The 19,516-nt window shown below is 38.8% G+C and carries 18 protein-coding genes and 1 riboswitch; of the genes, 16 read left to right on the forward strand and 2 right to left on the reverse strand.

Going from position 1 to position 19,516, the window contains the following annotated elements:
• Positions 1 to 26: 26 nt before the first annotated feature.
• Positions 27 to 812 carry a sulfite exporter TauE/SafE family protein gene (locus tag MJY40_RS01110; protein ID WP_317855251.1) on the forward strand — a complete coding sequence of 262 codons (786 nt, stop codon included), beginning with the start codon at positions 27 to 29 and terminating at the stop codon, positions 810 to 812.
• 106 nt (positions 813 to 918) lie between these two features.
• On the forward strand, positions 919 to 2,016 hold the full coding sequence (locus tag MJY40_RS01115) for a glycerol dehydrogenase (protein WP_317856388.1): 1,098 nt from the start codon (positions 919 to 921) through the stop codon (positions 2,014 to 2,016).
• A 159-nt stretch (positions 2,017 to 2,175) separates the two neighbouring features.
• Here MJY40_RS01115 and MJY40_RS01120 read toward each other — a convergent pair whose 3' ends face one another.
• Entirely contained in the window at positions 2,176 to 2,664 is a 489-nt protein-coding gene (locus MJY40_RS01120) for an MFS transporter (protein ID WP_317855252.1), read from the reverse strand.
• A 176-nt stretch (positions 2,665 to 2,840) separates the two neighbouring features.
• On the opposite strand from MJY40_RS01120, the gene MJY40_RS01125 reads away from it, so the two are divergent.
• Positions 2,841 to 3,599, forward strand: coding sequence for an IclR family transcriptional regulator (locus MJY40_RS01125; RefSeq protein ID WP_317855253.1), 759 nt, complete (start codon positions 2,841 to 2,843; stop codon positions 3,597 to 3,599).
• Between the two features lie 96 nt (positions 3,600 to 3,695).
• Here the strand turns inward: MJY40_RS01125 and MJY40_RS01130 are convergent, their stop codons facing one another.
• The gene (locus tag MJY40_RS01130; RefSeq protein ID WP_317855254.1) at positions 3,696 to 5,048 is read right to left on the reverse strand and encodes a Glu/Leu/Phe/Val dehydrogenase family protein; all 1,353 of its coding nucleotides are present in this window, start codon (positions 5,046 to 5,048) and stop codon (positions 3,696 to 3,698) included.
• A 792-nt stretch (positions 5,049 to 5,840) separates the two neighbouring features.
• Here MJY40_RS01130 and MJY40_RS01135 point away from each other — a divergent pair.
• From MJY40_RS01135 to MJY40_RS01195, 13 genes are all read left to right on the forward strand, one after another.
• Complete coding sequence (locus tag MJY40_RS01135; protein ID WP_317855255.1) at positions 5,841 to 7,301, forward strand: Na+/H+ antiporter NhaC family protein; 1,461 nt, start codon at positions 5,841 to 5,843, stop codon at positions 7,299 to 7,301.
• A 77-nt stretch (positions 7,302 to 7,378) separates the two neighbouring features.
• Entirely contained in the window at positions 7,379 to 8,611 is a 1,233-nt protein-coding gene (locus MJY40_RS01140; RefSeq protein WP_317855256.1) for an NAD(P)/FAD-dependent oxidoreductase, read from the forward strand.
• 10 nt (positions 8,612 to 8,621) lie between these two features.
• Positions 8,622 to 9,098 carry a 4Fe-4S dicluster domain-containing protein gene (locus tag MJY40_RS01145; RefSeq protein ID WP_317855257.1) on the forward strand — a complete coding sequence of 159 codons (477 nt, stop codon included), beginning with the start codon at positions 8,622 to 8,624 and terminating at the stop codon, positions 9,096 to 9,098.
• Between the two features lie 12 nt (positions 9,099 to 9,110).
• Positions 9,111 to 11,165 (forward strand): molybdopterin-containing oxidoreductase family protein, encoded by a 2,055-nt coding sequence (locus tag MJY40_RS01150; RefSeq protein WP_317855258.1) that lies wholly within the window; start codon positions 9,111 to 9,113, stop codon positions 11,163 to 11,165.
• Positions 11,166 to 11,235: 70 nt separating this feature from the next.
• A complete protein-coding gene (locus tag MJY40_RS01155; protein WP_317855259.1) occupies positions 11,236 to 11,442 on the forward strand; it encodes a 4Fe-4S binding protein in 207 nt (68 codons plus the stop codon).
• Positions 11,443 to 12,504, forward strand: coding sequence for a 3-methyl-2-oxobutanoate dehydrogenase subunit beta (locus tag MJY40_RS01160; RefSeq protein ID WP_317855260.1), 1,062 nt, complete (start codon positions 11,443 to 11,445; stop codon positions 12,502 to 12,504).
• A 1-nt stretch (position 12,505) separates the two neighbouring features.
• A complete protein-coding gene (locus MJY40_RS01165; protein ID WP_317855261.1) occupies positions 12,506 to 13,249 on the forward strand; it encodes a thiamine pyrophosphate-dependent enzyme in 744 nt (247 codons plus the stop codon).
• Positions 13,246 to 13,779, forward strand: a complete 534-nt coding sequence (locus MJY40_RS01170; protein WP_317855262.1) for a 2-oxoacid:acceptor oxidoreductase family protein — start codon at positions 13,246 to 13,248, stop codon at positions 13,777 to 13,779. Before MJY40_RS01165 ends, MJY40_RS01170 begins: the two co-directional genes overlap by 4 nt.
• Positions 13,780 to 13,787: 8 nt before the next feature.
• On the forward strand, positions 13,788 to 14,849 hold the full coding sequence (gene buk / locus MJY40_RS01175; protein ID WP_317855263.1) for a butyrate kinase: 1,062 nt from the start codon (positions 13,788 to 13,790) through the stop codon (positions 14,847 to 14,849).
• Positions 14,849 to 15,763 carry a phosphate acyltransferase gene (locus MJY40_RS01180; protein WP_317856389.1) on the forward strand — a complete coding sequence of 305 codons (915 nt, stop codon included), beginning with the start codon at positions 14,849 to 14,851 and terminating at the stop codon, positions 15,761 to 15,763. The genes buk and MJY40_RS01180 overlap by 1 nt, the downstream gene beginning before the upstream one ends.
• Before the next feature lie 24 nt (positions 15,764 to 15,787).
• Positions 15,788 to 16,972, forward strand: a complete 1,185-nt coding sequence (locus tag MJY40_RS01185; protein ID WP_317855264.1) for an aminotransferase-like domain-containing protein — start codon at positions 15,788 to 15,790, stop codon at positions 16,970 to 16,972.
• 74 nt (positions 16,973 to 17,046) lie between these two features.
• Positions 17,047 to 17,193: riboswitch (molybdenum cofactor riboswitch) on the forward strand.
• A gap of 225 nt (positions 17,194 to 17,418) precedes the next feature.
• Entirely contained in the window at positions 17,419 to 18,486 is a 1,068-nt protein-coding gene (gene mobB / locus MJY40_RS01190; protein ID WP_317855265.1) for a molybdopterin-guanine dinucleotide biosynthesis protein B, read from the forward strand.
• Positions 18,487 to 18,493: 7 nt separating this feature from the next.
• Positions 18,494 to 19,516, forward strand: a complete 1,023-nt coding sequence (locus MJY40_RS01195) for a FecCD family ABC transporter permease (protein ID WP_317855266.1) — start codon at positions 18,494 to 18,496, stop codon at positions 19,514 to 19,516.

Below are 19,516 nucleotides of genomic sequence, written 5' to 3' on the forward strand. Positions count from 1 at the left end.
AGGTGACTTGAGAAAGAGGTAGAAAAATGAATATAACTATGGAATATATTTGGTTGGGTTTGTATCAAGTGTTTGCGTTCTTCATCCAAGGGGTGGCTGGTTTTGGTTGTACTGTATTGTCAGCACCATTTCATTCAGATGTTTTGGGACCAACAGTAGGGACAGCATATGCAACACTTTTGTGTATGCCTACCTTGATTTTTATAGGTGTCAAAGAAATCAAAAATGTAGCTTGGAAAGACTTGGGTAAAATTTTGATTGTGTGTGCACCTGGGGTTATCCTTGGAAATATTTTGTTGAAACAAGTGGATGCCAACTATGCAAAGGTGGCAATTGGTGCTGTGGTTACATTTATCGCTCTTATGAACATCTACAAAACCATCATTGCACCATTGGTATTGAAAAAAGAATTTGTGGAAGATGCACCTGATACAAAAGCGAAAAAAGCAATTCGTTACGTTGCTTTGGCAGTGGGTGGGATTGTCCATGGTGCCTTCACAATTGGTGGACCTTTGATGACAGTATATACTTTGTCCGCAGTAAAAGAAAAAGAAAAATTCCGTAATACAATGACATGGGTTTGGATTGTTTTGAATGCCTACAACAGCTTGAATCACTATAGATCTGGTTACTATACACCAGAAATGTGGAGTGCATTTACCATTGGTTTGCCATTGGCTTTGATTGGTTTGCTCATTGGTATGAAATGCTTGTCCAAAATCAATAAAATTACATTCCTTCGTGTGGTATATGTAGTGTTGTTGATTGTCGGTGGCAATATGTTCATCAGTAGCGTGCAAGCGATTATGTAAGAAATTGTAAATGATATACGAAAGAAGATAAGGAAATACAAAAGATAAAAATGTCATGGAGGTTTGCTATTGTAGAACAAACTGCAAAGGAGGAAATCAAGTGAGTATGGTATTCAAAAGTCCATCCAAATATGTACAGGGTTTTGGTGTTTTGGGTGAAGTGGAAAAATATTTGGTAGACAGTATGGGAAAAAATTTGTTTGTCATTATGGACCCTGTTGTGGAAGAAACGGTAAAACCCATGTTGAACCAATGTATCGACAAAGGATATACCATTGCATACGCAGCATTCCAAGGAGAGTGTAGTCGCAAAAATATTGAAAAATATATCGAACTTGCAAAAAGTGCTGGTGCAACCACAGTGTTTGGTGTGGGTGGTGGTAAAACTATGGATACTGCAAAGGGAGTTGCTCATTTGTCGGGAATGTCTTTGGTTATTGTGCCAACAGCGGCATCTACAGATGCACCTTGTAGCTCCGTAAGTGTTATGTACCATGAAGATGGAGAATTTGACGATTGGTTATTCCTCAATGCAAATCCAAACTTGGTATTGGTGGACACTAGTGTCATTGTAAAAGCACCTGTAAAACTGCTTGTGGCAGGTATGGGTGATGCGTTGTCAACATATTTTGAGGCACGTGTGTGTAGAGCATCTGGAAGTAAAAACCAAGCGAAGGCATCTCCAACCATTGCAGCTACCACATTGGCAGAAAAATGTTGGGAGATTTTAGCAAGAGATGGTGTACGTGCAAAATTGGCAGCGGAAGCAGGAGTTTGTACTCCAGCATTTGAAGCAGTTGTGGAAATTAATACATTGTTGTCCAGTGTGGGATTTGAAAGTGGTGGCTTGGGTGCTGCTCATGCAATCCAAAAAGGATTTACATTGATTCCAGAACTACATAGAGCATTCCATGGATATATTGTTGCATTTTGTACCATTACTCAGTTGGTAATGGAAAATGTGGATGATACCCAGTTGAATGCAGTTTTGAAATTCTGTAAAGATGTAGGGTTGCCCATTTGTTTTGCAGATTTTGGATACCACGATGTGGATTATGATTTGCTTTGGGAAGTGGCAGACAAAACCAATAAAATTGGGGTCAGTGTACACCATTTGCCATTTGAAGTGAATACACAAATGATTTACGATGGATTGCTGGCAGCAGATGCCATTGGCAGAGCATATCACGCAAACTACGCATAAGAAATAAAAGGTCAAATATGTATTTGCTACAAGAATGAGGTGTTCAAAATAACTGAAATATAGCCTGCTCCTTGATAAAGTATGCTTTTGTACATTGAATTATTTTACGAGTCGCTATAATGTTTATAAATTGCAGATGAATACCCCTTATCAGAATGGCTAAAGTGTAGCTTGTCCCACAACACCACCCATGGCACCGACGAAGCAAGTAATACCAGTCATGGTACCAAATTTTTCAGACTCAAACCACTTGGATTGGATTTTTAAAATCGAAACATAGCTGACAGAAGCACCCAGCCCAACCAGAGAACGTCCAATATATAAAGAAGGAACTCCTTTGGCAGTTGCAAACAAGAAAATACCAATTACAGTGAGCAATGTACCGAAACCAGCGGTTTTTTTGGCACCCAAAGTATCCACCAAAATACCTGTAGGAATTTGCATCACTAGGTACAAGATGGAGAATGTGTTGGCAATGGATACAAAAAGAGATTCTGTCAATGAAAATTCGACCATCAAGGAATCTTTTACAACACCCATGGAAAGGGAATAGAAAAAGTTGATGGCATAACCAAGAACCAGAATACCCCAAATCAGCCAACGGGTGTGTAGAAATTTTTTGTCTTTTCGTTGCGTAGATATTGTCATAGATACCTCCATAAAGTAGAACGTTGTTCCAAAAATAAGTTTTGATAATATTATAAAGAAAAAAGTCAATAAAATCAATAGATTTCTTGAATTTATAAAAATTTTCATGTATTATGGAACAAAGAGGGAAAATGGATTGGCAAGAATGGGTTTAGGCAAATTGAGAGGACGAAAGTATGTTAATTAATTCAGTAGATAGAGCATTGGATGTTTTGATATTATTGCATGAAGAAGGTAGGGATATGGGCGTTTCTGAAATTGCAGAAAAATTGGATATTTACAAAAGCACTGTGTTTAGAACCTTGTTTACTTTGGAACAAAAAGGGTTTGTAAAACAAAATCCCAATACAGAGCGTTATGGTTTGGGACTCAAACTTTTTAGCATCGGTATGGGGATGAAGGACAAAATTTCATTGAAAAAAATCATTAGACCATATGCAAAAGCATTGCAAGAGGAATTTTCTGAGGTGGTCAATGTTTCTGTTTTGGATTTGAGTCATCCCAAAAATCCTTTGAGTATGATCATTGAAAAAGAAATTGGTTTGGGGCAAATGTTGATTGTAAATCCACCTGTTGGAGCAACCAGTTCTTGTTATGGTTCTTCTGTAGGTAAGTGTTTGCTTGCATATAGCGATTTGGATTTGAATGAATTTCGTGGAAGTGAATTGATACAATATACAGAAAATTCCATTGTAGATTGGGATTTATTGATTGAAAACATCAAACAGGTCAAAGAAGATGGCTATGCTGTGGATAACGAAGAATTGGAAATTGGGCTGACTTGTATTGGAGCACCTATTTTAAATGCAGATAAAATAGCAGTTGCTGCAATCAGTTTGTCTGGTCCAACACAAAGAATGAGAGATGGAGATTTTTCTCATAAGGTGCAACGTGTAAGAGAAGTGGCAGCAGAAGCCAGCAAAGAGTTTTGTTGAAAAATGATTGAATGAAAAGAACCAACGAATCACAGTTCAGGATGTGAAAACGTTGGTTCTTTTTAATTTCTTTTAAATCAATTGTTGCAAAGGGTTTTATTTGCCGTAAAGCAAATCATTACAAGTGAGGTATGCACATTCTGTAGGAGTGATACCCAATTCTTTTGCTTTGTTGAGATTGTCCCAAGTTTTCACAGGCAATACTCTGTCAATATCTTTGTATGCACGTTCTAGACTTGCTTCTTTTTGCCATTTGTATTCTTCGTAGCCAAACATAACACCAGCGGTATTGTGCCACCAGTCAGTTTGGAACAAAATGCCTCTATCTGCAATGATTTTTGCAATGCGACATTCTTCTTCTACACTAGAAGCTTTGACTTGGTTGTTTGCAGAACCCCAAACCATTTTACAATTGAGTTTTGGAATGATTTCTTCATCGATGATACCACCCATTGCACATGGAGCAACAACATCCACTTCCAATGTCAAAATTTCACTAGGATCTACAGCAGTAATATCAATTCCCATTTCTGTATATTTAGCAACAATTTTTTCAACCATAGGCACATTGATATCTGCCACAAAAATCTTCACATCTTTGATTCCTTTTGCCAAGTAGTCTACAAAGGCAGCACCAACTTCGCCCAAGCCTTGTACAGCAAAGGAATATCCAGCCATTTCAGGATCGTCGCACAAGAAGCGATTTGCTTCTTTCATAGCAACGTATACCCCGTATGCAGTTGGTGGTCCAGAAGATCCCAAAGGGCCATTTGGTCCACAAGTATATTGCACACTAAAGTTATTTTCTTTCATAACATCGGTCATAGTTGGGGAGAAGCCCATATCAGGACCAGTGGAACAACGGATTTCATCCAAACAGAAACCGAGGAATCCACAGTGTTGCATATTGGTCAAGTCCAATTCATCCATAATAACACAGGATTTACAGCCACCAACAGGCAATTCACCAGCAATGTTTTTGAATGTCATAGCACGTCCGAGGTTCAAACCATCGATGATAACTTCTAGTTCCAAATCTTCTTTTGCATGGCGACGAATGCCACCCTTCATAACACCATGACGTGTATTATTGATACCACGTTTACGGTTGTGCATATTTCCAAGATATTTGATATCATAGCCTTCATGATAGAAGCAATCAATACCAAAATGCTTGCCAGCACGAATCAATTCAATGACTTCTTGTAAATATTCACTTAAATTGTAAGTTGCAAATAGTGCCCTTGTTTCTGTATCATTCAAAAATTTAGCATTTTTGGTTTTGATACTTTCTACGTAAAAATCTTGATTGTATTTTGACCAGTCTAAGTCCTCGTCCCAATCCTTAGACATTTGCAAAAATACAGCGTCAGTTTTCCAATCATACTGAATTCTGAGTGTGGTAAAGCCTTCTTGCTGCATTGGATAAAATAAGCTTTTGGTTTCCATACATTTGCCTCCTTTAGATTTTATGTTTGCATTATTGTGATAGGGCGCCTACCAAAATTTTGAAAAAAAAAGGATGTCTGTTCTGCTCTTTTTACGGAACAGCCAACATCCTTATACGAAAATGATACAGTGTTCTATTTTTGTTGTCAATGGGTTTTTTCCATTTTTATTATGTTTGTTTGATAGTACCAAATTACCACTGGAAAATATAGGGAGTAGCCTATGTAATTCGTGCGTTTTCAACAGTTGTAGAATTTGGCATAGGAAATAATGAATAAAGAAATCAAAATCCCTTGACGAGTGGGGAATATAAAACTATACTAAAATAGAACAACGTTCCAAAAGTGAAATGAGAAAAAATAGATTCACCCATGATACATATCTAACGGGGACTCAGTAGTATGATTCTGATGTGCTTACTATGATATAGTATATCTAGGAATGTTGGAATACTTCAATCAACAAAGAAAAGAAAACTTGGAAAAATAGATTTGTCCAATTGGAGGGAAATCGCTATAGAAGGTGATGCAGATGAAATATGTGCAAAATAGTGCAAAATAATGGATGAATTTCTGAAGAAATATATTTATTTTGCAAGGAATATGAATTCAAATTTATCAATTAGGAACATTGTTCTATTTTTAGACGATTTTCCTTGACAGATGTATCACAATTTGATAAATTGAAATAGAATAGTGTTTTAAATAGAACAAAGTTCTACAAAGAATGGAGGGTTTGTGCAGTAGAACTGGAAAGATTACCTAATGTGTGATGAAAAAAGGAGGAAAAGAGATGAGTACAAACGAAAAGACGTTCAAAAAGCCGACACCGGCTCTTGCAGGTATGTTGATGGCGTGTATTGTTGCCTTGTTGATCATTGGACTTATGCTGTTGAAAACAATTTCACTTCATGCCTGTCTAACAATTGCAGTTGTGTTTACTTGTGTTATATCTAAGTTTTGTTTGGGATATAGTTTCGATGAACTGATTGGGTTTATTGCAGACAGTATCAAAAATGCTACATTTGGACTTTGGTTCTTCTTTGCCATCGGAACCATTATCGCATCTTGGATGGCTGCTGGAACAGTTCCTGCAATTATTTACTATGGCTTGGGTGTTATCAGTCCAGCTGTTTTCTTACCAGCAGGCTTGATTTTGTGTAGTATTACAGCACTCTGTACAGGTACATCCTGGGGAACCATCGGTACAGTAGGTATCGCATTGGTTGGTATTGGTCAAGGGATGGGGGTTCCTTTGCCAATCACAGGTGGTATGATTCTTTCCGGTGCTGCTTTTGGGGATAAAATGTCTCCTGTATCCGATACACCAAACTTGACATCCATGTCTGCTGGTGCGGATTTGCACAAAACAATCAAAGCTATGATCCAAACTGCTGCACCTGCTTATGTAATTGCACTTATTGGATTTACAATCTTGGGTATGCAATTTGCTGGGGTAGAAGCAAACTTGGCAGTAGCAGAAGAAACAAGAAGTGTTTTGGCAGCAAACTTCAATTTGAATCCAATCGTATTGTTGCCAATCGTAGTTTTGTTGTACTTGAACTTCAAAAAATTCCCATCTTTGCCATCTATGGCAATCGCTGTTGCAGTAGGTTTGCTTGTTGCAATCGTATTCCAAGGTGTGCGACTTGACACAGCACTTGAATATTTGAACTCTGGTTTTACAATTGAAACAGGTTCTTCTTTTGTAGATCCAATTTTGAATCGTGGTGGTATCCAAAGTATGTTATGGACCTTCTCTATTGCATTTATTGCCCTTTCTTTGGGTGGTTTGTTGGATAGATGTGGTTACTTGTATGCTTTGATTGCTGGATTGCTTTCAAGAGCAAAAACCGTTGGTTCTTTGTCATTGGTGGTTATGGTTACATCCATTCTTTCCACAGCAAGTATGGGCGAAACTTACATGGGTATGATTTTGAACGGTACTGTTTACAAGAAAGAATTTGATGCAAGAGGCTTGGATCGTGCAATGTTGGCTCGTTTGGTTAGTGAGGGTGCATTGATGTTGGCACCTCTTATGAGCTGGACAACATTTGGGGCATTTGCTATGTCCACATTGGGCGTATCTGGTTTTGAAATGGCACCATATGCAATTTTGAATTACACAATGCCAGTTGTTTCTGTGGCAATGTCCTATATGGGTCTTGCAGTTGTTTGGAACAATAAAAAGAACAAAGGTGTTAGAAAATTTGTAGATGCAGATTTGTCTGACGAACCTGTTTATGAAACTTGATTGGATATCCGTTACATAAGTAAATAAATATGGGGTGGGTTAGTCCCACCCTATGTTTCCAAAAAGGAGTGAGGTACGTGACAACAATCATTATCGGAAATAGTGCAGCAGGATTGGCAGCAGTAAAATCCTTTCGTAAGTACAACCAAACAGACGAATTGATTTTGATTTCCAAAGAAGGCGGACTTGCCTATTCTAGGGTATTGTTGCCCTATGTATTGCGTGAGAAATTGCCATATGAAGGTTTGTTCATTCGAGAAAAAGCCTTTTATGAAGAAAACAAAGTGACTTATATTGAAAAAGAAGTGAAAATGGTGGATGATGTCAATAAAGCTGTTGTATTGACAGATGAAACCAAGATATCCTTCGATAAATTGATTTTGGCAACAGGTTCCTTTGCAGTGGCACCGCCCATTGAGGGAATCAAGCAAGAGGGGATTTACCATATGTGGACAAAGGCAGATGTTGATGCTTTGCTTCCACTATTTGCAACAAAGAAAAAAATGGCAGTGCTTGGTTCTGGATTTGTTGCTTTGCAAGGTGCTTGGGCAGCAAAAACAAGAGGTTTGGATGTAACGGTAATTGAGCTTATGGATCGTATTATGCCAAGTGTTTTGGATGTAAAAGGGGCAACGATTTTAACAGAAAAAATCAAAGAAACAGGAGTGGTTCTCAAAACTGGAACGGTGACAGAACGATTTGAAAAGCTAGAAGATGGTACCTTTAAAATTGTTTTGAAAGATCAAGAACCTGTATATGCAGATTTCATTGTAGTGGGAACTGGAGTCCGTTGTAATATTGGTATGTTAGAAGGTTCGGGAATTGCCTGTGATAGAGCAGTTTTGGTGAATGAAAATATGGAAACCAATGTGGCAGGGATTTATGCAGCAGGTGATGTTGCAGCAGGGCCGACCACATTTGGTGATGTACATAAAGTCCATGTGCTTTGGCCTACAGCAGTGGAAATGGGTGAAATTGCAGGGGCAAATGCAGCAGGAAAGAAATTGGAATATCGTGGAAGTTTGAATATGAATGTCACACAAATGTATGATGCAACTGTTGCTTCAATGGGATTATTCAATGAAAATGACATTGATGGTTCACGTGAAATGCCAGTGGGTGAAGGGTATTTGAAAGTATGTTACAAAGATGAAAAAGTTGTAGGGGTTTGCTTGGTGGGCGATTCAGAATCGGTATCTTTATTTGGTAAATTGAGACCGATTATTCGCAAAGGTGAAGTAATTGATTGTGAACCAGAAAAATTGGAACAATATGTAAACCGAAAAGCATTCCAAACTGCAAAGAGATAAGGAGGATATCATGAAAACTGTGACCATTGATCCAAAAAAATGTGTAGGTTGTCGCAATTGTGAAATGTCTTGTGCATATGCGCAAACAGGAGAAGATTGCATTCGAACACATGCAAATATTCGTGTAAATAATTATAGCGATGATCGCTTTGTATTGCCAATGACTTGTTTCCACTGTGAAGAAGCATGGTGCATGAACGTCTGTCCTGCAAATGCAATTTCCAGAAATGGTGAAACAGGTGCAGTTATGATTGATCAAACAAAATGTGCAGGTTGTAAAATGTGTATTCTTGCATGTCCATTTGGCAACATTCACTTTGACCATGTAGCGTTGGTAAGTCGTAAATGTGATCTTTGTGGTGGCGATCCACAATGTGTCAAACACTGTATTGCAGAAGCACTCAATTTTGAAGAAATTGATGATTTGGCAGAACGCAAACGCATTGGTATTGATGAAAGAGTTAAGATGTTGGCAAAAAAACAATAAGGAGGATGTATCATGGAAAAAGTTATAAAAACCTTATGTAGAATGTGCGATGACCACTGTGGTATCGATGTAACAGTGGATGAAGATAAATTGATTTCTATTCAAGGAAATAAAGAGCATTCCTGGAATCGTGGCAGAGTTTGTATCAAAGGTAGCCGAGGTGTGGATATGGTTACTTCTGAAAAACGTATTATGAAGCCATTGAAAAAAACAGAAGATGGTTTTGTAGAAATTGAATTGGAACAAGCGTTGGACGAAATTGCAGAAAAAATGAAATTCATCCAAAAAACATATGGTGATGCATCTGTTGGTATTTGGAAAGGAGAAGCAATTGGTTTTGCACAACAAGAGGAAGTTGCAAGAAGGTTTATTCATGCAATTGGTTCACCAAACTATTTCTCCAATGACTCTGAATGTTTTGCAGGACGTTGGCTTGGATATTCTTTGGTATATGGTAGATGGAATGCACAACCAGCTTTTGAAAACGCCAAAACCATTGTTGTTTGGGGTGGAAATCCACCACATGCACATCCAAATATGACACAACAAATCAATCGAGCACGTGAAAAAGGTGCAAAATTGGTTGTAATTGATCCAAGATACAGTGCAATTGCACGTCAAGCAGATTTGTTCATTCAAGTAAAACCAGGCTCTGATGGTGCTTTGGCTTGGGGTGTGGCAAAAGAATTGATTGACAAAGGTTATTTGGCATATGATTTCATTCGTGATTATACCATTGGTTTTGATGAACTCAAAGAATATGCACAAAAATTTGACTATGATTATGTTGCACAAGAAACAGGTATGGATGCAGCAACAATGATTCCAGAGTTTGCAGAAATGATCAAAGAAAGTATGTCTGCAACTGTATTCTATGTAGGAAATGGTTTGGAACACCATGAAAATGGTATCAACAACATTCGTGCTGTTGCAAACTTGGATGGTCTTGTGGCAGCAGTAGATGCAAAGGGCGGTAATTATTCTCCAATTGGTTTGCCTATGGGCGAATTGACATTGTATCATGAAAAACCACTCAAAGAATTGCATCCGATTGGTGCAGATAGATTCCCTGTACTTTATGATTTTCGTCAAGAATATCATACAATGACATTGATGGATACCATTTTGTCAGAAAAACCATATCCATTCAAAGGCTTGATTTTGGCTGGTGCAAATCCAGTTTTGACCAATCCAAATACAAATAAGGTAAGAGCGGCGTTGTGTGCTTTGGACTTGTTTGTTGTACGTGAATTGTTTATGACAGAAACAGCAGAATTGGCAGACTATATTTTGCCAGCTGCATCCTATTTGGAACGTTCTGAGTTCCATGGTCATGGTGGAAAACAAGTGATGACATTGACAACTCGTATTTTTGAACCAGCAGATGGAGTTCAAGATGAATATCAATTCTTACATGATATTGCACATAGAATGGGAGCTGGTGCTTATTTCCCTTGGGAAAACGAAGATGCACTCAATGAATGGCTCATCAAAGATACAGGTGTTTCCATGGAAACGTTCAAAGCAAATCCATCTGGTTACAACTATGCAGAACCTCAATATGCAAAATATGCAGATAATGTAGCAAAAGGCAAAAAAGCGTTTGATACACCAAGCGGTAAACTTGAATTTACTTCTACATATTTGAAAGACTTGGGATATCAAGAGTTGGCAGAATATTTCCCACCAGCATCAAATGTAGTGGATCCAGAATATCCAATGACTATGATCACTGGTGCAAGAAAAGTAATGTACTATCATGGTAGAAATAGAAATATTGATAGTTTGAGATCTGCACTGCCAGAAGGTGAAGTGGAAATTTCCAAAGCAGATGCATTGAAAATGGATATTCAAACAGGGGATTGGATTCGAGTAACTTCTAAGATTGGAACCATGGAAATCAAAGCGAAGGTTATGGAAAAAATCGAAATTTCAGAAGGTCAAATCCAAATTACACATGGTTGGAAAGAAACCAATGTCAACCTCATTACTCATGATGATAGATTTGATCCTATCAGTGGATTCCCGCTTATGAAAGCTGTACAAGTGAAAATTGAAAAGATGTAATGAACTGATACACCCAAGGTGATGAAATTTTGCTTTGGGTGATATAAATAATTCGTATGAGGAGGGCATTATGAAGGTTCAAATTGACAAAGAAAGATGCAAAGAGTGTGGATTATGTGTTGCAAACTGTCCCAAACAAGTAATTTCTTATGAGGAGTATGTAAATCACGCAAGTTACCACCCTGTAAAAATTGATGATGAAAATTGTATTGGTTGTGGATTCTGTTACATTACATGTCCAGACGGTGTATATCATGTGTTGGGAGGGGACAAATAAATGGCTAAGAAAATGATGAAAGGAAATGTGGCGATTGCAGAAGCTGCAGTTCGTTATGGCGTAAGATTTTATGCAGGATACCCCATCACACCATCTTCTGAAATTATGGAATATCTCTCTTGGAGGTTGGATGAAGTTGGCGGTGCGTTTGTGCAAGCGGAAAGTGAGCTTTCTGGTGTGAATATGGTGATTGGTGCTGCAAGTTGTGGTGTGCGTGCATTGACAGCTTCTTCAGGCCCTGGAATTAGCTTAAAACAAGAAGGTGTTTCCACGCTTTGTGATGAAGAATTGTCAGCAGTTGTCATCAATATGGTGCGCTATGGCAATGGTTTGGGCACTTTGTATTCTTCCCAAACAGATTACTTAAGAGAAACAAGAGGTGGTGGACAAGGGGATTACAGATGTATCGTACTTTGTCCATATAGCATCCAAGAAGCTGTGGATATGCTTGGTTTGGCATATGATTTGGCAGAAAAATATAGAGTGGTGACTGTCTTTATGGCAGAAGGTGCTTTGGGTCAAATGATGGAGCCTGTGGAATTGCCAGATTTCATTGAAACCAAAAAGAATTATTGGGGATTTGATGGCAAATATTCTTACAAAAAAATCGGTATTTTCGATCGTGATTCCATGAAAGAAGCAGTTGCACTCCGAGAAAAATATGCAGCCATCTGTGAAAATGAACAAAGATGGGAAGATGAAGGAATAGAAGATGCAGACTATGTATTTGTCAGCTATGGTTTGACTGGTAGAAGTACATTGGGTGCTGCTCGTGAACTTCGTGAAGAGGGCTATAAAGTGGGACACATTCGCCCAATCACAGCATGGCCATTCCCTCACAAAGCATTTGCAAAAATCAATCCAAATGTAAAAGGTATCATCACAGTGGAAGCAAACGCAACAGGTCAACTCATTGAAGACGTTGCATTGGCAACCAAAAAAGCAATGGAAAACAATGTTCCTACATATGCTTTGCCATATGTATATGGTATTCCAGCAATCAAAGATATTAAAGAAGATTTTGTGAAAATTGCCAATGGGCAAGTAAGGGAGGCGTATTGATATGGCAGTGGAAAGAAAAGTACCAGCAATCATTGATAAGCCTATGAATTTTTGCCCAGGATGTGGACATGGTATCATCATTCGTTTGATTGGAGAATGTTTGACAGAATTGGGTCAAGATCAAAATGTGATTTATGCCATTGGTGTAGGTTGTTCTTCTAATTTGGGTGGCGGTTTGGAAGCAGATCGTTTGCATTGTTGTCATGGTAGAGCAGCAGCAGTTGCAACCGGTATGAAACGTGTCAACAAAGAAAATATTGTTTTGACCTACCAAGGTGATGGGGATGCCTATTGTATCGGGATTGCAGAAAGCTTGAATGCAGCATATCGCAACGAAAATATTACAGTCATCACCATCAACAACACAAACTTTGGTATGACAGGTGGTCAAATGAGTGTGACCACAATGGAAGGTCAAAAAACCTCTACCAGTAAATTGGGTAGAAATTGTGATGTGACTGGTTTCCCTATGAAATTCCCTGAAATGGTTGCAAGTCAATTCAATGTTGCGTATGCAGCAAGGGGCAGTGTAGACAAACCACAAAATATTATAAAATTGAAAGCTTATATCAAAAATGCAATTGAAGCACAAATGAATGGTGAAGGATATTCCATCGTAGAAGTATTGTCTCCTTGTCCAATCAACTGGGGTATGACACCAAGCCAATCCATGGAACACATCCGTGACGTGGTAATGCCATACTTCCCAATTGGTGTTTTGAAAGAAAGAGGTGAAAAAGCATGAAAGAAATCGTATTTGCAGGATTCGGTGGTCAAGGTGTTTTGACTTCTGGATTGATTATTTCTGATATTGCTGTGGAAAATGGTGAAAATGCAACTTGGATGCCTTCCTATGGTTCTGCTATGCGTGGTGGTACAGCAAACTGTACTGTAAAATATGGCGAAGGTATTATTTACAACCCTTCCCAAGAAGAACCTAACTTGCTTTTGGCTATGAACCAACCTTCCTTTGATATGTTTATTGGCAAAGTGGCAAAAGATGGCATTGTTTTGGTCAGCGAAGTGGTGGATACCACTGCTTGTACAAGGGACGATGTGAAAATTGTGGTGGTCCCTTGTCACAAAATTGCTGATGAAGCAAATCATTCTCGTGGTGCCAACATTGTTATGACTGGTGCCATTATCAAATTGTTGGGCGACCATACAATGGAACAAGGTAAAGCAGCCATGGAAAGAATGTTCAATAAAAAAGGAAAAAATAAATTCAGTGAACTGAATGAAACGGTATTTGAAGCGGGATACAACTATATTTGAGGTGACCTATGAAAAGAATTCTTGTCATAAATCCAGGCGGAAGTTCTACAAAAATTTCTGTTTTTGAAGATAAAGTAGAAGTGCTGAAAACCAACATCAACCATTCTGGTGAAGAATTGAAACCATATGCAAAGGTGATGGATCAAAAGGAATTTCGTAAAAATCTCATCATCGAAACCTTGGGTGACAAATACCCATTGACAGCATTTGATGCAGTTGTGGGCAGAGGTGGTTTGATGCGTGAAATCCAAAGTGGCACCTATCAAACAAATGATTTGATGATTGTAGATATGGAAAAGGCAATTCGTGGGGAACACGCTTCCAATTTGGGTTGTGTTTTGGCAAAATCCATTGGCGATGCAATTGGTAAACCCTCCTTTGTAGTAGACCCTGTTTCTGTAGATGAATTTGCAGATGTAGCAAGAATTACAGGCATCAAAGACTTGTCTTATTCCAGTTGGATGCATGCACTGAACCACAAAGCAGTTACCCGTTTGGTCAGTGAAAAAGTGGGGAAACCTTATGCAGAATGCAATTTCATTGTGGCGCATTTAGGTTCTGGTATCTCCATTGTGGCACACAAAGATGGCAAAATGGTAGATGGCAGTGGCGGTAGAACCAATGGACCATTTGCAGCAGATAGAAGTGGCGGTTTGCCAGCATATGCACTCATTGAACTTTGCTATTCAGGAAAGTATTCCCATAAAGAAATGGTGGATAAAGTCAGTGCCTTTGGCGGTTTCTATGATTATTTGGGAACAAAAGACTTGATTGCAGTGGAAAAACGCATTGCTTCAGGGGATGCAGAGGCAAAACTCATTATGGATGCATTTATCTATCAAGTGGCAAAGGAAATTTGCTCCTATGGTGTATGGTTTGATGGTAAAGTGGATCGTGTCATTATGACAGGTGGCATTGCCCATTCCAAACTGATTATGGATGCAGTCAGAGAAAAAGTAAGCTACCTCGCTCCAATGGAAATTGTGGCAGGGGAAATGGAAATGGAAGCTTTGGCATTTGGTACACTGCGTGTGCTAAATGGAGAAGAGGAGGCTCGAGTATATTGTTGATGAATAAAGAACTCAAATCCTTTGATGAATTGATTGCAAGGGTAAAAACATTGCCCACAAAAACAATTGCTGTTGCAGCAGCAGAAGATGAAGAAGTTTTGACAGCTGTGAAAATGGCAGTGGATATGGGATTGGTACAGCCTATTTTGACTGGAAATCAATCTATATTAGAAGAAATGGTTGCAAAAGTAGGACTCACATCCTATGAAATTGTGGATTGCAAAACACCAGAAGAAGCAACTGCAAAAGCGGTTTCTTTGGTAAAAGATGGCACTGCACAAGTGTTGATGAAAGGTATGGTCAACACCAGTGTATATATGCGAGCAATTCTCAACAAAGAAGCTGGTTTGCGTACAGGTCGCTTAATCAGTATGGTTGCGGTATACGAATTGGCAGAATACCATAAATTGTTGTTCTGTACCGATAGTGGCATCAATGCCATCCAAGGAACAGAACAGAAGAAACAAATTTTGCAAAATACCTTGATTGCAATGAAACCAATGGGCTACAATGCACCAAAAACCATTGCTTTGACAGCAAATGAATTGTATGACCCCAAAATTCCATCCCTTGTGGATGCGAAGGTTTTGGTGGATGCAGTTGCTGCTGGTGAAATTGGCGATTGTGTCATTGAAGGGCCAATTGCACTGGATGTGGCATTTGATCCACATGCAGCAGAACACAAAGGCATTGCAAGTAAAGTCAGTGGAGATGTGGATTTGATTGTATTCCCCAATATGGAAACAGGAAATGCTTTGGGCAAATCTTGGTTGCATTTTATGAAAGCAAAATGGGCTGGCGTTGTTTTGGGTGCATCACATCCTGTGATTTTGGGTTCACGTTCTGATACAGCCGAAATCAAAATCAATTCCATTGCTTTGGGATGTTTGATGGCAGCGGAATTGGCTGAATAGTAGAAATCAAATAGGAGGTTTCTTATGAGTGCGTTTTCAAAAAGAGTAGAATATATGAAACCATCTGCAATCCGTGAATCGGGTAAGATGATTGGTGCAAAACCAGGGTGTATTTCCTTTGCAGGTGGATTGCCTTCTCCTGATTTGATGCCTTTGGACGCTATGCGAGATATTTCTGCAAGGGTATTGGATGAGGCAGGAACCAACGCTTTGCAATATGGTTTGACCAGAGGGTACAAAGGACTTGTAGAAGAAATTGTGAAAATGCTTGCAAAAAAAGATATTGTTTGCGAACCAAAGAATATTCAAGTTACAACAGGCTCTCAACAAGGTATTTTCTTAACAGCAATGTTGATGATTGATGAAGGCGATGCAATTGTTGTGGAAAATCCAACATATCTTGGAGCACTTACATCTTTTGCACCCTTGGGTTGTAGATATGTAGATGTGGATGCAGATGATGATGGTATGCTTTTGGAACAATTGGAAGCCAAATTGCAAGTGGAAAAAAATGTGAAAATGGTATATGTGGTGCCAAACTTCTCCAATCCAACAGGAAAAGAATGGTCTTTGGAACGTAGAAAAGGTCTTTTGGCATTGGCAGAAAAATACGATTTGATGATCATTGAAGACGACCCATATGGTGACATTCGTTATGAAGGCGAAGTGTTGCCTTCCATGAAATCTATGGATACCAATGGTAGAGTTATCTATCTTGGTTCTTTCTCCAAAGTGTTGTATGCTGGTTTGCGTGTTGGATTCACAGTTGCAGAAGAAAGCATTGTGGATACATTTGAATTGTTCAAACAAGGAATTGACTTGCAAAGCAATGAGTTTGCACAAAATCAAATTGCTTGTTTCTTGCAAAATTACGATTTGGATGCACAAATCCAAAGCATTGTTGACAATTACAAAGAAAAACGTGATTTGATGTTGACTATTTTGGATGAGGAGTTCCCAAAATCCGTCAAAAGAACCAGTCCAAAGGGTGGTATGTTTGTTTGGGTGGAATTGCCAGAAGGGGTTGATACCTTTGCACTTCTTCCACAATGTATTGCAGAAGCCAATGTAGGCTATGTACCAGGTGGTCCATTCTATGCAGTAGAAGAACAAAAAAATACCATGCGTTTGAATTTCTCCAATGTAGACAAAGAAGCCATTGTCATTGGAATGAAAGCGTTGGCTAAGTTCTTACATAAAGTCTTGTAATGTGATAAAATGAAATAAATGTAAAATATATCCATTGCAGTAGAGATATTGCACATGGATTGGTACAAATGATAATTGCATATGGTCTCCGAGGTCAAGCTCCTGTACGAGTTGTAAATTTACAATTCGATGGAGCTTGATCCCAACCATTTTTGGTTGCAGGGTAAAATGGGAAACGATTTTGCCTTCACTTTTTGAAAAGGAGAGAAATTAACCTACAATATATAGGCAACACCGTATAACCCCCAATCATAATTTTTGCGGTTTATTTTCCTGTCAGAATCACCCAAAATACTCGACGATATTTCCGATATCGCCTCCGTTTTTTGATAATTGTGACAAAAAAATCTACTCGCAAACCTTGCAATTAGGGTTATGCGGTATTGCCATAGGTCTTTCTCTGCTTATGCGGAGATTTTTTTTGTTTCTGGAAAGGAGTATTGTATATGGACAAACAATGGGGAATTGTGGTTTTGGCAGGTGGAATGGGAAAACGTATGGGCAATCAATGCAAAGCAAGTTTGCAGTTGGGTGGCAAAAGTTTTTTGCAACGATTGGAACAGGAAAGTGCAGAGTTTCCAACCAAATTGCTATCCACATCCAACAAGTCCTTGGTAGAAGGTACTTCTTTTCAAATGGTGGAAGATGTTTTTGTGGGAAAAGGTCCATTGGCAGGCATTCATGCAGCATTGCAAAAGACAGACACAGATGGACTTATGGTGATTCCTTGTGATATGCCATTTTTTACAAAGGAATTGGCACATTGGCTTTTGGAACAATACAGTGGAGAAGATGCTGTTGTATGTTTTGGTAGCGATGGACGATTGCACCCCTTGTGTGGGCTATATACAAAGAAATGCTTGTCCAAAATAGAAGAAGCATTGGAAAATAACCATGTGAAATTAACAGAGTTGTTGACAGAAATCAATACAAAAATTGTATGTGTACCAAAAGAATTGTTTCCACCAGAACTGTTTTTGAATGTCAATGATATAGCTACTTGGAAAAAAGCAAGGGCAAAGGTGGAGCAAATTCCAACGTATTGTTTTGTGGCAGCATCAGGTACAGGCAAAACCACTTTTTTGGAAAAATTGATTGTGGAATTGAAAGAACGTCAGGTGCGTGTTGCAATGGTAAAACATGATGCACATGCTTACTATATGGATACAGAAGGAAAGGATACATGGCGGTTTTCCCAAGCGGGAGCAGATACAGTTGTGTTTTCTTCCTCCAAACAGTTGGCACATTTGCAAGCACCTAGAACAGAATTGTCAGATGTATTGGAAACCATAAGGGATGTGGATTTGATTCTAGTGGAAGGGTATAAAATGGGTGCATATCCTAAGTTTTGCATTGCAAGACGTGGAATTCCAATGATAGAACAAGCATCCTTGGAAAATTGCATTGGACTCATTAGCGATATGAAAATTGAGTTTACAGGCAAACGCTTTGGATTGGAAGACGTTTCCAAAGTGGCAGATTTTATTTTGGAAAGGGAAAGTTGGAAAGGATGATATCTGAATGAATCCCCATCAGACAAGAGATAAACGAACAAAGGGAATCTTATGGTTTGGCATTGGTCTGTTGTTTTTGTGCATGGTGGTATCTTTAAGTTTTGGTAGATACCCCATTTCCATCAAAGATATCATAGGTTATTTTCTTTCATTCCAGATGGATATAGAGCCATTTTGGGATGCACAAACAGAAAATATTTTGTTGCAAGTGCGTTTGCCAAGAATCCTAACATCTGTTTTGGTGGGCTCTGCATTGGCAGCATCTGGTGCATCCTATCAATGTATTTTCCGCAACCCTATGGCATCGCCTGATATTTTAGGAGCAACAGCAGGTGCTTCCTTTGGTGCAGCATTGGCAATTTTGTGCAACCAAGGTTTGTATATCATCACACTTTGGGCATTTATTGGCAGTTTGGCGAGTGTGGCTTTGATTTATTTGACAGGATATAAATATGGCAAAGGGGAGTTGACCATATTGATTTTGGCAGGGATTATGATTAAGTCTTTGTTTTCTTCAGGAACTGCTTTTCTTAAAATTATGGCAGACCCAACAGATCAGTTGCCCTCTATCACCTATTGGATGATGGGCAGTTTTTCAGGGATTTCCTTTGCAGAATTGTTGCCTGTATTTGTACCGATGGTGATTGGACTGGTTATTTTATTGGCTTTGCGTTGGAAGATGAACCTATTGACCTTGGATGAAGCAGAGGCAGCATCCATGGGTGTGAATGTAAAACAAATTCGTATGCTGGTGATTTTTGCAGCAACCCTATTGACTGCCTCGGCAGTTTCCATCAGTGGTGTCATTGATTGGGTGGGGCTTGTGATTCCCCATATTGTAAGAAGAACCATTGGAAATGACTATAAAAATTTACTGCCATTTTCCCTTGTATTTGGCGGTTTGTATATGTTATTGGTGGATAATATTGCAAGAAATTTGATGGCAACAGAAATACCCATTGGGATTTTGACTTCAGTTGTAGGAGCACCATTTTTCATTTGGCTTTTGTTGGGTAGAGAGGGGAATTGA

The organism is Chakrabartyella piscis, from assembly GCA_030067835.1.
GTDB lineage: Bacteria > Bacillota > Clostridia > Lachnospirales > Anaerotignaceae > Chakrabartyella > Chakrabartyella piscis.

What these genes read in the sequence shown, in the direction of transcription:
- MJY40_RS01180 (WP_317856389.1), top strand. Translation starts at nt 14,849, where the DNA reads ATGAATAAAGAACTCAAATCCTTTGATGAATTGATTGCAAGGGTAAAA.
- MJY40_RS01135 (WP_317855255.1), top strand. Translation starts at nt 5,841, where the DNA reads ATGAGTACAAACGAAAAGACGTTCAAAAAGCCGACACCGGCTCTTGCA.
- MJY40_RS01120 (WP_317855252.1), bottom strand. Translation starts at nt 2,664, where the DNA reads ATGACAATATCTACGCAACGAAAAGACAAAAAATTTCTACACACCCGT.
- MJY40_RS01125 (WP_317855253.1), top strand. Translation starts at nt 2,841, where the DNA reads ATGTTAATTAATTCAGTAGATAGAGCATTGGATGTTTTGATATTATTG.
- MJY40_RS01115 (WP_317856388.1), top strand. Translation starts at nt 919, where the DNA reads ATGGTATTCAAAAGTCCATCCAAATATGTACAGGGTTTTGGTGTTTTG.
- mobB (WP_317855265.1), top strand. Translation starts at nt 17,419, where the DNA reads ATGGACAAACAATGGGGAATTGTGGTTTTGGCAGGTGGAATGGGAAAA.
- MJY40_RS01195 (WP_317855266.1), top strand. Translation starts at nt 18,494, where the DNA reads ATGAATCCCCATCAGACAAGAGATAAACGAACAAAGGGAATCTTATGG.
- MJY40_RS01110 (WP_317855251.1), top strand. Translation starts at nt 27, where the DNA reads ATGAATATAACTATGGAATATATTTGGTTGGGTTTGTATCAAGTGTTT.
- MJY40_RS01155 (WP_317855259.1), top strand. Translation starts at nt 11,236, where the DNA reads ATGAAGGTTCAAATTGACAAAGAAAGATGCAAAGAGTGTGGATTATGT.
- MJY40_RS01185 (WP_317855264.1), top strand. Translation starts at nt 15,788, where the DNA reads ATGAGTGCGTTTTCAAAAAGAGTAGAATATATGAAACCATCTGCAATC.
- buk (WP_317855263.1), top strand. Translation starts at nt 13,788, where the DNA reads ATGAAAAGAATTCTTGTCATAAATCCAGGCGGAAGTTCTACAAAAATT.
- MJY40_RS01160 (WP_317855260.1), top strand. Translation starts at nt 11,443, where the DNA reads ATGGCTAAGAAAATGATGAAAGGAAATGTGGCGATTGCAGAAGCTGCA.
- MJY40_RS01145 (WP_317855257.1), top strand. Translation starts at nt 8,622, where the DNA reads ATGAAAACTGTGACCATTGATCCAAAAAAATGTGTAGGTTGTCGCAAT.
- MJY40_RS01150 (WP_317855258.1), top strand. Translation starts at nt 9,111, where the DNA reads ATGGAAAAAGTTATAAAAACCTTATGTAGAATGTGCGATGACCACTGT.
- MJY40_RS01170 (WP_317855262.1), top strand. Translation starts at nt 13,246, where the DNA reads ATGAAAGAAATCGTATTTGCAGGATTCGGTGGTCAAGGTGTTTTGACT.
- MJY40_RS01165 (WP_317855261.1), top strand. Translation starts at nt 12,506, where the DNA reads ATGGCAGTGGAAAGAAAAGTACCAGCAATCATTGATAAGCCTATGAAT.
- MJY40_RS01130 (WP_317855254.1), bottom strand. Translation starts at nt 5,048, where the DNA reads ATGGAAACCAAAAGCTTATTTTATCCAATGCAGCAAGAAGGCTTTACC.